The organism is Pseudomonas putida, assembly GCF_001941965.1.
GTDB lineage: Bacteria > Pseudomonadota > Gammaproteobacteria > Pseudomonadales > Pseudomonadaceae > Aquipseudomonas > Aquipseudomonas putida_L.
Genome location: NZ_MKZO01000037.1, coordinates 40977 through 55047, shown reverse-complemented (window position 1 = coordinate 55047; position 14071 = coordinate 40977). Strand labels below are relative to the sequence as shown.

Annotated in this window: 12 protein-coding genes; 8 read left to right on the top strand and 4 right to left on the bottom strand. The window is 66.3% G+C overall.

Going from position 1 to position 14071, the window contains the following annotated elements; genetic code table 11:
- The 8 genes from PSEMO_RS21730 to PSEMO_RS21695 form a co-directional block, all read left to right on the top strand.
- Positions 1–99: IS3 family transposase (locus PSEMO_RS21730; protein ID WP_144443608.1), on the top strand; the 99-nt coding region annotated here is incomplete at its 5' end.
- Between the two features lie 208 nt (positions 100–307).
- Complete coding sequence (locus PSEMO_RS21725; protein ID WP_075805032.1) at positions 308–817, top strand: sigma-70 family RNA polymerase sigma factor; 510 nt, start codon at positions 308–310, stop codon at positions 815–817.
- Positions 814–1782 carry a DUF4880 domain-containing protein gene (locus tag PSEMO_RS21720; RefSeq protein WP_075805031.1) on the top strand — a complete coding sequence of 323 codons (969 nt, stop codon included), beginning with the start codon at positions 814–816 and terminating at the stop codon, positions 1780–1782. Before PSEMO_RS21725 ends, PSEMO_RS21720 begins: the two co-directional genes overlap by 4 nt.
- A gap of 121 nt (positions 1783–1903) precedes the next feature.
- On the top strand, positions 1904–4426 hold the full coding sequence (locus PSEMO_RS21715) for a TonB-dependent siderophore receptor (RefSeq protein WP_075805030.1): 2523 nt from the start codon (positions 1904–1906) through the stop codon (positions 4424–4426).
- Between the two features lie 70 nt (positions 4427–4496).
- Complete coding sequence (locus PSEMO_RS21710; RefSeq protein WP_256721169.1) at positions 4497–6113, top strand: hypothetical protein; 1617 nt, start codon at positions 4497–4499, stop codon at positions 6111–6113.
- A 136-nt stretch (positions 6114–6249) separates the two neighbouring features.
- Positions 6250–6930 carry a phytanoyl-CoA dioxygenase family protein gene (locus tag PSEMO_RS21705; RefSeq protein ID WP_075805029.1) on the top strand — a complete coding sequence of 227 codons (681 nt, stop codon included), beginning with the start codon at positions 6250–6252 and terminating at the stop codon, positions 6928–6930.
- A 60-nt stretch (positions 6931–6990) separates the two neighbouring features.
- Positions 6991–7287 carry a DUF3144 domain-containing protein gene (locus PSEMO_RS21700; RefSeq protein WP_075805028.1) on the top strand — a complete coding sequence of 99 codons (297 nt, stop codon included), beginning with the start codon at positions 6991–6993 and terminating at the stop codon, positions 7285–7287.
- 145 nt (positions 7288–7432) lie between these two features.
- Positions 7433–8062 carry a LysE family translocator gene (locus PSEMO_RS21695; protein ID WP_075805027.1) on the top strand — a complete coding sequence of 210 codons (630 nt, stop codon included), beginning with the start codon at positions 7433–7435 and terminating at the stop codon, positions 8060–8062.
- On the opposite strand, the gene PSEMO_RS21690 is transcribed toward PSEMO_RS21695, so the two are convergent.
- The 4 genes from PSEMO_RS21690 to PSEMO_RS21675 all read right to left on the bottom strand — a co-directional run bounded on the left by PSEMO_RS21690 (position 8052) and on the right by PSEMO_RS21675 (position 14066).
- Positions 8052–8255, bottom strand: coding sequence for a DUF1737 domain-containing protein (locus PSEMO_RS21690; protein WP_075805026.1), 204 nt, complete (start codon positions 8253–8255; stop codon positions 8052–8054). The genes PSEMO_RS21695 and PSEMO_RS21690 overlap by 11 nt on opposite strands.
- A gap of 149 nt (positions 8256–8404) precedes the next feature.
- Positions 8405–9493 (bottom strand): type VI secretion system protein TssA, encoded by a 1089-nt coding sequence (gene tssA, locus PSEMO_RS21685; RefSeq protein WP_075805025.1) that lies wholly within the window; start codon positions 9491–9493, stop codon positions 8405–8407.
- Complete coding sequence (locus tag PSEMO_RS21680; RefSeq protein WP_075805024.1) at positions 9490–13299, bottom strand: type VI secretion protein IcmF/TssM N-terminal domain-containing protein; 3810 nt, start codon at positions 13297–13299, stop codon at positions 9490–9492. Before PSEMO_RS21680 ends, tssA begins: the two co-directional genes overlap by 4 nt.
- Positions 13296–14066: a DotU family type IV/VI secretion system protein gene (locus PSEMO_RS21675; RefSeq protein WP_075805023.1), complete on the bottom strand. Its 771-nt coding sequence runs from the start codon at positions 14064–14066 to the stop codon at positions 13296–13298. Before PSEMO_RS21675 ends, PSEMO_RS21680 begins: the two co-directional genes overlap by 4 nt.
- Positions 14067–14071 lie beyond the last annotated feature (5 nt).

The following is a 14071-nucleotide window of genomic DNA, read 5'->3' as shown; positions in this document are numbered from 1 at the left end:
GGCCTAGATGAGTACATCCGCTACTACAACCATGACCGCATCAAGCTGAGGCTAAATGGCCTAAGCCCCGTCGATTACAGGGCTCAGGCCGCTGGCTAAAGCTGTCCAACTTTTCGGGGGCAGTCCACCCTGTGGGAGCTGGCTTGCCAGCGATGAGGCCGGCACTGGTAACATCTTTGTCAGCCAGGGCCCTATCGCTGGCAAGCCAGCTCCCACAGGGTCCGTGTACAGAATTTAGTTGCAACAGGGTTAATGAGAAGTATTACCATGCGCACCATTCGACAACTTCGAGCCTGGAACCGCGCGCATGCCCTCCCCCGCGTCCCCGCACCACGCCATCGGTGAACTCTACGTCGCCCACCACAGCTGGATCGTTCAGTTACTGCGGCGCAAGCTGGGCAATCACCAGCAGGCCCAGGACCTGGCGCAGGACACCTTCGTGCGCCTGATGCGCCAGGACACACTGCCCTCCTTGCGCGAACCCCGGGCCTATCTGGCGACCGTCGCCAGCCGCCTGTGCGCCGAGTTCTTCCGCCGCCGTGCCCTGGAAAATGCCTATCTGGAATCCCTGGCCGCCCTCGATCAGCAGGAGGTACCGTCAGCGGAAACCCGCCTGCTGGTCCTCGAAGCCCTGGATGCCGTGGGCCGGGTGCTCGACGGTCTGGGCAGCCGGGTGCGGGAGATCTTCCTGTTGTCGCAGCTCGATGGCCTGACCTATCCGCAGATCGCCGAACAGCTCGGCATCAGCGTCAACGTGGTGCAGAAGGCCATGCTCAAGGCCTACCGGACCTGCTACGCCTCGGTCTACGACCTGTGAAAGCCTTCCAGCCACTGGACCGCCAGGCCATCGACGAGCAGGTGCTGGAGCAGGCGCTACAGTGGATGGTGCTCCTGCAATCCGGGGTCAGCAGCGACGACGAGCGCCTGGCCTGCGACGCCTGGCGCGCGCAGAGCGCTGCCCATGAACTGGCCTGGCAACGCCTCGCCGGCCTCAACCAGGACCTGCGCCAGAACACCCGTAACCTGGCCCCAGCCAGCGCCCGCAGCCTGTTGCGGGCCCGCAGCGGCAGCTCCCGACGGACCCTGCTCAAGGGTATCGCCGGCCTGGCCCTGCTCACTGCGGCCGGCGCCGGGGTACGCGAGCGCAGCCTGCTGCCGGAGCTGTTCAGCGACTACCGCACTGGCACCGGCCAGCGCCAGCGCCTGCAACTGGCCGGCGGCACGACGCTGCAACTGGATACCCGCACCGCGCTGGACCAGGAGGCGGGCGACCTGAGCCTCAACCTCGGCCGCGTGCTGATCAGCACCGGCCCGCAAGCCGCCCTGCGCATCCGTACCCAGGGCGGCTGGGTCATGCCCGGAGCGTCCAGCCAGTTGGTCATCGGCCGAGACCTGCCGGGCGTGCATGGCACCCAGCTCCAGGTCTTCTCCGGCAGCGCCACGCTGCAACTCGCCCAGGGCGACCGGCTGATGCTCGGCGCCGGACAGCAACTGCGCTTTAGCAACGCACAGGCGTCGCCACAGGCACCCGTCAGCAGCACCGACCTGGCCTGGAGCAACGGCCTGCTGGTGGTGGAGCGCATGCCCCTGGGCCTGCTCCTCGCCCACCTCGACCGCTATCGCCACGGCGTGCTGCGTTGCGCGCCGGAAGTGGCCGGGCTGGCGGTCTCCGGGTCGTACTCGCTGGAGCATCCCGAGGCCAGCCTGGAGCTGCTGACACGCCTGTTGCCGATCAGGGTAGAGCGGGTGCTCGGTCTCTGGACGACGGTGCTGCCTGCCTGAATCCTGCACTCAAATAAAAATAATTCGCGATACCCGGCAGTTTTTTCCGTCTCGCGCATCAAGACAGGCAGAACGCTGAAAAACAGCGCCCTTTCCCCTGCCAACCCAACGGATCGTCTTCATGCATACACGCCCTTCTCCTCTTGCCCTTGCCCTGCGCCTGGCCCTGCTCGGCGCCACCCTGGGCAGCGCCAGCCAGCCGCTGTTCGCCGCCGACAGCAGCAGCCAGCAACAGACCCGCAGCTACCGGATTGCGGCCGGCAGCCTGGACAGCGTCCTCGGTGCCTTCGGCCAGCAGGCCGGGGTGATGATCGGCGTGGACTCGGCGTTGACCGCCGGCCTGCGCAGCGATGGCCTTGACGGCGAATACTCGGTCAGCGAAGGCCTGGCGCGGATCCTCGTCGCCACCCGCCTGCAAGCCATCAGCGATGGCGCCGGCTACCGCCTGGTCGAGCGTCCCGCCAGCGGCAGCCTGGAGCTGGGCGTAACCACCATCAGCGGCCAGGGCATGGGCGAGATGACCGAGAACTCCGGCGCCTATACCACCGGCCTGGTCAGCATCGGTTCGAAGACCCCGGTCAGCCTGAAGGACACCCCGCAAAGCGTCTCGGTGATCACCAACAAGGTCATCGAGGACCAGCGCATGACCAACCTGCCCGAAGCCATGAAGCTGGCACCGGGTATCACCACGCGCAGCTCGACCTACCACTCCAAGCAGTTCTACTCCCGCGGTTTCGGCATCGACAACGTGCAGATCGATGGTGCCGCGCCCATGGATATCGGTACCGGGGTCGGTACCTTCTACAGCGACCGCATGTATGACCTGGCCTCCTACGACCACGTCGAGGTCCTGCGCGGCGCCAGCGGCCTGCTGGGTGGCACCGGCGATCCGGGGGGCATCGTCAACCTGGTGCGCAAGCGCCCCCTCGACCACTACCAGCTCAAGCTCAATACCTCCGCCGGCTCTTGGGACAACTACCGTAGCGAGGTCGATGTGACCGGCCCGCTGGCCTTCGACGGCGCACTACGCGGGCGCCTGGTCGCGGCCTACACCGACCGCCAGTACTTCATGGACAACCGCAGCACCGAGAAGCCGCTGCTGTACGGCATCCTCGAAGCGGATCTCGGCGCCGACACCCTGCTGACCGTCGGCGGCAGCTACGACAAGGTCAAGGAGAACGGCACCGGCGACGGCCTGCCGCGCTACAGCACCGGCGGCGACGTGCACCTGCCGCGGCACACCTGGTACACCACCAGCCAGGCCTGGAACGACAGTTTCACCCGCGAGTGGTTTGCCAAGGTCGACCACTACCTGAACGACGACTGGAAGCTCAACACCTCCTACACCTGGAACCACAACGGCTCCACCACCGAAGGCGTGATCCCCTATGGCTCGGTGGACGAGACGACCAACACCGGTCCGTACTGGTGGGGCAGCTACGTGTCGAGCTGGAGCGAGCAATCGGTGTTCGACATTAATCTGTCCGGTGGTTTCGATGCCTTCGGCCGCCGCCACGAACTGCTGCTCGGTGCCGATTACCAGAAGGTCACCAGCCGCTGGCGCGCGGCGGGCGGTATGGTCGGCAAGGGCGGCCTGATCGACCTCTGGGACCCCAGCGCCACGCCGCTGTCCAGCGACGAATCGAACCATGCCTTCTGGCGGGACTATTCCCCGAACACCCGCGAGCAGTACGGCGTCTACTCGACCCTGCGCCTGCAGTTGAGCGACTCGCTCAAGCTAGTACTCGGCGCGCGTGCCCAGCGCTACAAGTTCGAGCAGGCCTACAGCATGCGCAACAGCAACGGCACCGGCCCATGGACACTGCAGGACCGCGTCTCCGACCGCGAACCCACCACCCTGGTGCCCTACGGCGGCCTGATCTACGCCCTCGACGATCAATGGTCGGCCTACGTCAGCTACAGCGAGGTGTTCAAGCCCCAGGCGCAGAAACTCAAGGGCCCGGAAGACGCCGCGACCTCCATCGAGCCGATGACCGGCAAGACCTACGAAACAGGGATCAAGGGTGAGCTGCTGGGCGGCGCGCTGAACGTCAGCGCTGCGCTGTTCTACACCACCCGCGAGCACCAGGCGGCAATCGACCCGGCCTATCCCGACCCGGCCTTCAGCTACAGCAGCGCCTGCTGCTACCTGGCCCAGGACAAGATCGTCAGCAAGGGCATCGACCTGGAAGCCAGCGGCGAGATCGCCCCGGGCTGGGAAGTGCTCGCCGGCTACACCTACAACCGCGTGCAGAACAACACCGAGGAAACCCTCTACAGCACCATCACGCCCAAGCACCTGTTCAAGCTCTGGAGCGTCTACACCCTGCCCGGTGCGCTGTCGGCGGTACGGGTCGGCGGCGGCGTCACGGCGCAGAGCCCGACCTACGTGTCCGGCCAGGCCTACCGCTTCGACGCGCAGGGCAACACCATCGACAGCCGCGCCTATGACTTCAGCCAGTCCGGCTACGCGGTGTATGACGCCCTGGTGGAATACAAGGTTGACCAGAACTGGACCGTCGCGCTCAAGGGCAACAACCTGTTCGACCGTCGCTACTACGAGAGCGTCGGGACCTCGGAGTACGGCAACTACTACGGCGAGCCGCGCAACTTCACCCTGACCCTGCGTGGTGAGTTCGACTGACCGCCAACCCGCAGGGAATTCCCGGGCGCCGAAGGGCATCGGCGCCCGGGGCACTCAAGCTTCTCCCGTGATGGCCGATAACCCTGGCATCTCCATGGACATCACGGGCCCCAAGATGAACCCGATCAGCGCAGGATTGCGAATCACGCCGGTCTACACCGCACCGCAGAACACCACCACGCCGAGCGCCAGCAGCGTGCAGGTGCCGGCCGTGGTCAGCACCAGCAATGTCACCCTGGGCCAGACCCGCAACGACAGCGACGGCTACACCTATTCCTCGCGCAGCAGCAGCGCCTCGGCCAGCTATGCCCTGGAGCAGGACAGCGTCGACAAGCTCAGCGTCAGCCTGCTGACCGGCATCCAGGGCTCGTCCAACAGCGAGCGCTTCCAGGGCGTGGGGGCCGCACTGATCGAGCAACTGGCACTCAAGGGCGGCCAGTCCGTCTCGCAATCGGTGTTCCGCTACGCCGAAGGCACCGAGCCCAGCGCAGCGGCTCTCAAGCTGCGCGGCGAGAGCCTGCGCCAGGCGCCGGCCAATGCCATCAGCCTGAGCCTGACTACCGCCTCCGGGGCCACCATCACCCTGTCCCTGGCCAGCGACGAGCATGGCCTGGCGGTCAGCGCCGAGGTCGAGGGCGGCGAGCTCAACGCTTACGAACTAAAGGGCCTGGCCGACCTGGCCGACGGTTTCCAGGCGGCCATCGACGGCCTGGCCAAGGAACCGCCGAGCCTCAAGCTGGATGGCCTGGTCAAGTTCGATAGCAACCTGTTCAGCTCGCTGAAGATGAACGCCTCGCTGCAAACCGCCAGCGGCGAACCGCAGGTCTTCGACCTGAGCCTCGATGACAAGGCGCGCAACCTGAGCCTGCAGGGCCCGTCGGGCAACTTCAAGCTCGACCTCGACACCCATGACAGCAGCCTGCTCGGCAGTAGCGGCCAACGCCAGGCGGCGATCGGCAACTACCTCGAACAGTTCGACGCCGCGCGCAAGCGTGGCAATGGCGACAAGGACCTGATGAACCTGTTCAAGGAGGCCTTCGTCCAGCTCAACAGCGTGGATGACGCCAAACAGGCCGAGAGTGCCGGGCCAATTTCCGGCAAGACCGACCGCCTGCTGCTCAGCGGCCTGGCCGACTTCAAGGCCTCGATCGGCCAGACCGCGAAGTCGGTCAATCCGCTGCTGCCAACGGAAACCGATCGCTTCGACTACAGCGTCTCGCAAAGCACCACGGCCCAGGGCAAGGCCCTGTCCAGCCGTTCGATCCAGCAGGACCAGCAATCGAAGCTCAGCGCCGCCTGGCATGTCGGGGCCAACCCGCAGGTGCCGCTGGCCCTGGGCACCGATTACAAATCGCAGAACTACCGCTACCACGAGGTCACCGACGAAGCGAAAAGCAGCACGCGCCTGGGCTTCAACAAGGACAACCGCCTGGTCGAGGCCAGTGCCACGCAGCAGGCCAGCCAGAACGAGCGCGTGCGCAGCTATGTCGATGGCGTGCTGACCAGTGAAACCAATACGCCGAAGTCGACCTCGCAGACTCGCAACCTGCTCGGTTTGCTGACGGACGTGCTGCAGCGTGAACGGGTTTCGATGCGCGACAAGGGTGTGTCGGTACTGGAGTCGCAGTTGGCGGACAAGCGCAATCAGTGGTGGCTGCAAGGCGAGACGAACGCTATCCGGGCATGACCCAGGACAATACCGGGACGGGCCAGCCGATATCAAATTGACCCCCACTGGCCCGCGGGGGGCGGGATGCCGGCTGTGCGCCGGGCCGCCCCGGGCTTGATCGACACGCCACACCGACAAGGAATGCCGAACCGCCATGAGCGCCCGCGAACAACTTCGCCAAGACGGCTATCTCCTTCTGCCCCAGGCGATCCCTGCCGACTGGCTGGAAGAGTTGCGCACGGTCTTCGACGACCGTGTCCTGGCGTCCCACGCCTGGCCTGTGCCCCGCGGCCATGACTGGCGCCATTCATCGCTCGACGAGCACCCGCGGATCCAGGCCCTGTGCCGGTTACCGGCGCTGCTGGCGGCAGTCGGGGCGATGATCGACGAACGCTTCTTCCTCGCCCAGGTCGAGGGTCGCGAGCCCCTCGCCGGGGGTGGCCATCAGCGCCTGCACCGGGACATGTGGGGCCAGCGTCCGGGCGACACGGTGATCGTCATGGCCTGGTTCGATGACTACGGCCCGCACAACGGAGCAACGCGCCTGGTGCCGGGCACCCATCGCTATGAGACGGACGAAGCGCCTTTCGATCCCGACGATGAAAGCCGCAGCGTGCAGATGTCCGGCAAGGCCGGCGACCTCCTGGTGTTCGACGCCGACCTGGTGCATGCCGCCAGCCTCAACCCGTCCGGCGCACGGCGGCGCTCACTGCTGATCACCTACTGCGCCGAGCCGTTGCACGACAGCTATCAGCAGACGGCGGCGATACGCAATGTGCGCATGGACTGCAGTGCACGCTTCGAACCGGCGGACTACGCGTTTCCCGACGCATAGCATCCGGCCGGCAAACGTGCTCCAATCGCCGGTCCGATTTCCAGCCCCTCAGGCCCTGCCATGCCCCAAGCTACCGACCAAGCCTTCTACGACCGTGCCGACGCCCATATCGACCTGGCCAACCAGCAGATCGACAGCCTCCAGGACCTGGGCAAGGTCAGTGCCTCGATGACCTTCGGCGCGTCCCGCTTCAACGCCTGGATGAGCGCCCGCAGCTTCAAGTCCGGGGCCGAGATGGCGGCGGCGCGGGAAGAGCTGGTGAAGTACTTCAGCGAGCAGTACCGGATGATGCTCGAGGACAACCTCGACGATCACATCAAGCATTTCGAGCAGTACATGCTGGGCAGCAAGGACTGAGTTGTCGCTACCGGCCTCATCGCTGGCAAGTCGGGGCGCCGAACCGCAGCTCCCACAGGGTCCGTGGCGTTCCCGGTGATGAGGCTGGAACTGGCAAGGGGAGTTGGTGCACCATCGAGGTCACTCCTCCTGCCCGGCCGCGACCATGACCTACCTCTATTCCCTGCTGCTGATCACCGGCATCTACCTGGCGGTCCTCGCCAGCCCCGGGCCGAACTTCTTCATCCTCAGCCAGATGGCCCTGAGTCAGCGCCGTCGCGATGCCCGCTATGTGGCCTTCGGCATCGGCACCGGCTCGGTGTTCTGGGTCATCGTCTCGATCGCCGGGCTGGCGACTCTGCTCTCGCAGCATCCCTGGCTGTCCTCGGCGGTGCGTCTGCTCGGCGCCAGCTACCTGGTCTGGTATGGCGCCCGCCTGCTCTGGTCGGCCTTCCATCCGGCGCCACGCAGCGCCGCCATCGACCAGCCGCAGCTCGACGGCTCGCGCCTGGCGGCCTTTCGCACCGGCCTGCTGACCTGCGTGACCAACCCCAAGGGCGCGGCGTTCTGGACCAGCGCCTTCGCCGCGATCTTCCCGGCCCATCCGCCGCTGTGGTTCTACGCGGTGACCGTGGTGCTGATCGGCGTGCTGTCGTTCGCCTGGCATGTGGGGCTGGGGATGGTCTTCGGTACTTCGCGGTTGCGCGGGCTGTACCTGCGGATCGAGCGCTGGATCAACGGCGTGGCCGGTGGCGCGCTGGTGCTGTTGGGCGTGCAGCGGATCTTCAGTCGCTGACCTTGCTGCCGGCCCAGATCACCGCCTGGCCGGCGATCACGCTTTGCTGCTGCGGGTCGTAGGTCAGGGTGGGTGAGCCATGCAGTTGGTAGCCCTGGGCAAGCAGTTCGGAGATGCGTTTGCAGAAGGCAGAATCGTCCTTGCCGGTGATCAGGCGGTAGACCGGCAGGCCGTCGGGGGTGGTGGCGCTCATGAGAGGTCCTGGCTGGAAAAGGACGCAGCATATCACCCCTGTGGGAGCTGGCTTGCCAGCGATTGCAATGGTGAATTCACTGCAGCAATCGCTGGCAAGCCAGCTCCCACAGGGTCCACATTCCAGCCAGGGACCGCATCGTCGCTGTATTAGAGAACCCCCAGCAACGTCCACAAGCGCCGCGCCTCGGCGTCCGAGTTGATCAACTCCGACAGCAGCTCGCGCAGCGGCTTGTTGCCCCACTCCACCCCGCGCCTGATCAGGTACGGCACCGGGCTGTGGGGTTCGGTGCGCGCCAGGTAGTCGGCAATCACCAGCAACTGCCGGTAGGCTTCATCACGGGTGCGCGGCTCGGCGAAGGGAACCCGCGGCTCGATGACAGCCGCCAGGTCGGCACGGGGTCTCTCCACTTCCGGCTTAGGCTCGGGCTCAGGCTCGGGCGGCAACAGTTGCGGCGGGTGCATCGCGACGAACTCGCGCAGCAGGGCTTCCAGGTTCTCCAGCTGCTTGCGCAGCTTGGTAAACGAAGGCCCTTCGCCGCCCAGGTTGCGGTCGCACCAGCCATCGAGCAGCAGCAGTTGCGCCTTGGCGGTTTCCAGCGCCTTCACGCCCTCCAGCCACCAGGTGACCGGTGTGCGTCGCACCTCTTCGTTGACCTTTTTCTGCAACGCCTGGGCCGCTTCGGCAGCGACCTTGGCCGGCTTGCTGTCGTTGATCTGCACCTGGCGCTGTTTCATCTGCTGCCAGGTGTACAGGTTGAAGTTGCCGATATCCGGCACGACCTCGGGGAACAGGTGCATCCGCGTATACAGGACTTCGTCGTAACGCCGCGCCATCCACATCAAGGGGGCGGAGCGGTGGCCATAGTCATCCTCCAGTAGCGGGTAGAGATCGTCGGGGTAGCGTTCGCACAAGCCGCCGATCAGCGCCAGGGCATCCGCCACACTCTTCAGGCCTTCACGGTGCAACCAGGCCTCACCGAGCCAGGCGGCAATCATCAGGTGCTTGCTGCGGGTCTTGATGACCTCGCTGGCAATCAGCTGGACCTTCTCCCACTCGGCGCGCTTGACCTCGCTGGTCGACCAGACGCCCGTGGGCAGGCTGGTGTCATCTTCGCGGCGCAGCTCCTTGATCCGGTCGTACGCCCCGTCGTAAGTCACATCGACGCCACAGGGCGCATTGGCGGAAATGGGCTCGAGCAGTTCGCTGACCCGCTTGGAAAAGCCGGGAATGGTCATGGGTAATCTCCTGAAATCGCCACGCCACGCGGTGCGTAGCCTAGGGGGGACAGCGGTGCCTGAACCGGCAGCGGATGAATCGACAGCGGGGCCTTGCCCCCCTGGCTCATCAGCGACAGGCGCAGGAACATCTGGGTCTGGTTTTCCTCTTCGGGCTGGGCGTGCACGGGCACTTCCAGGCTCAGCGGGAATTCGGTGTAGTCGACGTTCGGCTGGCGCAGCAGCGAGCTGTGCGCCGCCATCATGCGCAACAGCGCCCACGGCCCCTGGTATTGCCATTCGGCTTCCAGGCCACTGACATGCAGTTGCTGCTGCACCGGGTCGTTGACCGGCCGCTGGGTACCGTCACGGGCCCAGCGCAGGCGCAGGTTGAGGGTCTGGCCCAGGCTCCAGTGCAGGACCTGGTCATCCCCCGGCCAGACGATCTGGCGATTGCCGGCTTCCAGGCTCCAGGCGATGACCTGGTCGGCTCCGCGCTCGCTGTCACGGTCGGTACGCCAGGTGACTTCCATATCGATCCCGGACAACCCGGCCTTGTCGCGCACCAGCATCGCCCCCAGCCACGGCCGCGCCAGGGCGATGCGGTCGAGGAATTCAGCGGCCGCGGCACGCTCGCGCACGCTCAGCAGGCCAAGGCCATCCCGCGCCTGGGGCAGGCGGTTGTCGATCAGGGTGAGGAAATACTGGACCCGCGCCGGATCGGCGTCCGGGGCATGACGGTCAACGGCGAACGGGAAGCGCCCGGCCAGGTACTGGTTGAAGTAGCCGGCCAGCTCGTTCCAGGCACTGGCCACGCTCTGCCGCTGCAGGTACTGGCAACGCTGCAGGGCAGCCTGCTGCAGGCTGACCCAGCGCTGGGTCAGTTGCCCGCTGGCATGGGGGGCGGTGGCCGAGCCGAGGATCTTCAGGCAGCTGGCCTGGTCCATGTCGTTGAAGTCGCGCACGATCAACTGGGTGATCAGCGCCGGCGAGCTGGACGGATTCTGCGCCTTGTACTTGACCATCTCCTCACCCAGCGAGTTGAAACGGCTGACCAGCTCCGACTCGGTCAGGTTCAGGCTCGGCAACTGGGTCATCAACCAGTCCTTGGCCGGGGCCGCCTGTTCGGTGATCGCGGTGATCACGGCGAACTGCTGGTCCAGGCTGCCTTTCAGGTCCTGTGCGTCCACCGCGCGGAACAGGCGCAAGCCGAAGTCCTTGCTGCCGTCCCATTGCTGGATGTCGGCACGGTCGCGGAACACCGGCTGCTGGAACACCGCGTCGATCGCCTGGGAAATATCGGCCAGGGCGCTCTGGTTGAGGGCGCTTTGCAGGCCGCTGGCCAGGTCCGGCCGCTGCAGCTGGATCAAGGCGCGGTGCACCGCCAGGGCCTGGTCGGGGCGCACCTGGAAGGTCGATGTGCCCAGCAGCTCGCTGTCGGCGGCCTGGCGATTGAGGCTGGCCCACATAGCATCGCCCGCGACCGTTTCGGCCGTCTTGAGCAGGGCATTGCGGTAGACCGGCGGAATGCCTGCCAGCGACTCATGGGAGTACTGCTTGTAGCTGTCGGCATAGCTCTGGGCCAGGCGCAGGCCCTCGCTGTCGACATGACTCAGCGGCGTCGCCTCGCCCGTCGCGTCCTCGCGCAGGGCGCGGGCGACGAAGTCACGCTTGAGCAACAGGTTGATGGCGCTTTGCAGATGGACGATACGCTCCTGCAGGGCCAGTTGCCCGGCGGCGTTCTGCACCAGCAGGTTGCGGCTCGACGAGCCCTGGGCGATCCATTGCTCCTTGAACGCGTACTGCATCTGCTCGGCCTGGCGCTCGGTCTCGTCGGCGATCGCCGGGCCAAGCAGCTTGCTCTGGCGGATCTTCTCCAGCAGGTCGCCGTAGCCGGCAACCAGGTCCTGGCCCTTGCCGCGGCTCCAGGTGGAGTTGGTCAGGTCGATGGCCGATTGCAGGTCTTCGATCAGCGCATCCATATGCTCCAGCTCGCGCAGGGTCTGCCCGGCGCCGTTCTCCAGGCGGTCGAGATAGAGCTTGAGGTAACCGGCCGAGACCACATAGCCGTCGGTGCGGAAGTAATGCCCCAGCCAGTTTTCCATCAACTGGTTGAAATTGCCCTGGATAGTGCTGCGATACAACGCCAGGTCCAGCGGCTTGAGCGGGCTGATGCCCTGGTTGACCAGCAGGCGGTTGTAGTAGCGCTCGTTGGGCAGGGTCCCGACATTCAGGTTCATGTCCAGGGCCTGGTTGCTCAGCGGGATCAACTGGTCCAGCGGGGTTTTCTGGTTGGCCTGGGCCTGGCCGTAGAGGCTGGCGGCCTGCTCCAGGCGCAGCACCTTGTGCACCAGCTCGCGGGCCTTGAGGTAACTCGGCCATTGCGCCGGATCACCGCCCTGGGGCGCGCCGGCGCGGCGGGTGACCTCGGCAATGGCCAGGACATCGCGCAGCTCGGCCTGCAGCAGGTCGTGGATCGGCTGCTGCATATGGCTCATGGCGGTGTGCTGCAGGACCCGGTCCATGTCATCGTCCAGCGACGAGAACCACGAGGTCGGATAGGCCAGCGAGGTGAAGTGCCAGCGCGGTGCGCGCTCCAGCACGTTCCAGAAGCTCTGCACGTTGTGCCGGGTCAGTTCCTGGCGGTGACTGTCGTCGGGGATGGCGATGTAATCGTTCTGCGCGTTCTGCAGCAGCCGCGACAGCTCGCCGGCATCGCGCAGGGAATCGCGCCAGACCCAGACCATGGCAATGGCCCAGACCACCCCGACCAGCGCCGCGCTCACCGCCGCCACCCGCTGCCAGCGCTGGCGCAGTTGCAACAGGCGCGGGATCGGCCGGGCCAGGCCGCGCTCGGCATTGATGCGCTGCTGCCACAGGCCGTGGCTGAAGACGTTCTGCACCAGCGGCTGGTCCAGCGCGCTCAAGGCCCCGGCCTCGTCCGGCAAAGCCTGGGCGCCGGTGAAGTACAGGCCGCGCAGGGCCGGCGCCTCGCCATGGGTGTTGCCCTGGAACACCGGCCACAGGAGCATCTGCAGGTTGCGCCGCATGCCTTCGAACCGCTGCGGCAGGGTATCGAGGTCGTTGCTCAGTTGCCCCGACAGGGTGCCCATCTGCACGATCGCTTCGGACAGCGCATGGCTGATGCCATCCACCGCGTCGTCGGTCCACTGCGACTGCCAGGCGGCATCCGCCGGATGCGGTGACGACCAGCCCAGCGCCTGTTTGCGCGCCGTGTCCGGCAAGGCCCGGGCCAGTTCCTGGAAGCCCGGCACTTCGTCCATGCCGGTGACCAGCACATACACCGGCAGGCTGCAGCCCAGGCGTTGCAGCAGATCGATAAAGCGCCGGCGCGCGTCGAGACCCAGGGTCGCGGCGCGGTCGGCATCGAGCAGGTCGGCGGCGGCGATGGTCCAGATCACCCCGTCCAGCGGGCGCCGTGAACGCAGGCGCAGGAGCAGGCCGATCAGGTTCCACCAGCCACTGGCCTGCTTCATCCCTTCACCGGGCATGAACAGCGCCTGCGGTACCACCAGCACCGCGCCGCTCGGGTCCGCCCACCAGCGGCCGAACCAGGCCGGCTTGTCCACCGGATTGAGGTTCCAGTCGGCGCACAGGCGCTTGCCCTCGACCTCGTCACCGAGCATCAACAGCCACGGCGCCTGGTAACGATCGCTGACGCCCTGCTCGTGTTCCATCTGGCGCACCGCCAGGTAGAAGCTGCGCACCATCGCGCCATTGCGGTTGCGCAGCCACAGCGCCAGCAGCACGACCAGCAGCAGGACAATAAGGATGCCGACCACCCAGGCCACGACGGACAGACTCATGAAATCGGCTCCTGGACCTGATGCGGGGTGGCCAGGTGCAGCACCGGCGCCAGTTCCTGGCCGATATCACGCCAGAACAGATGCCCGGCCGCGATCAGTAGCAGGCTCACGCCAAGGATCAGCAGCCCCAGGCGCAGGCCGTCGCCCATGGATTCGCGAGGCGGCAACTGCTGCGGACGGACACTGGCCGGCTCGGCCAGCAGCGCGCTGACATTGGCATAGTCCGGGTCGCGCTGGCGGGTGAAGCTGAACAGCGCATGCCGCCATTTGGCGTGCAGCGCCTCACCTGCGGGACCACGCAGGCGACCGTGGAAGCCGAGGATCATGCACAGCAGGTAGACATTGCCCAGGTCCTGGCTGGTGGGCGCCTGCTCGTCGAGCAGGCGCTTGATCTCCACCGGCAGGCGGTCGCCGGCCTGGCGGCTGCTGTACAGGCGCAGTTCCAGCGGACGCTCCTGCCAGGCCGGCTGGCCGGGCCAGTCGGCGAACAGCAGGGTCTCGTCGACCAGGGCGACGAAGGCATAGACCATCGACTTGATCTGTAGCGGCGCCGAGTCACCGACGCTGGCAAAGGCCGTGCGCCACAGGCGCCGGGTAGCAGCAGTCGACAGCTCGACCACCTGGTCGATCAGGGCGTCGTGGTCCTGGCCGCGCTTGTCCAGCTCGTCCCAGGCCTGCGCCCACTCCTGCCAGGCCTGGCGAAAGGCACTGGTCAGGGGCGCATCCTGCACGCCGCGATAACGCGAAACGGCAATCCCTTCTGGCATAGGCT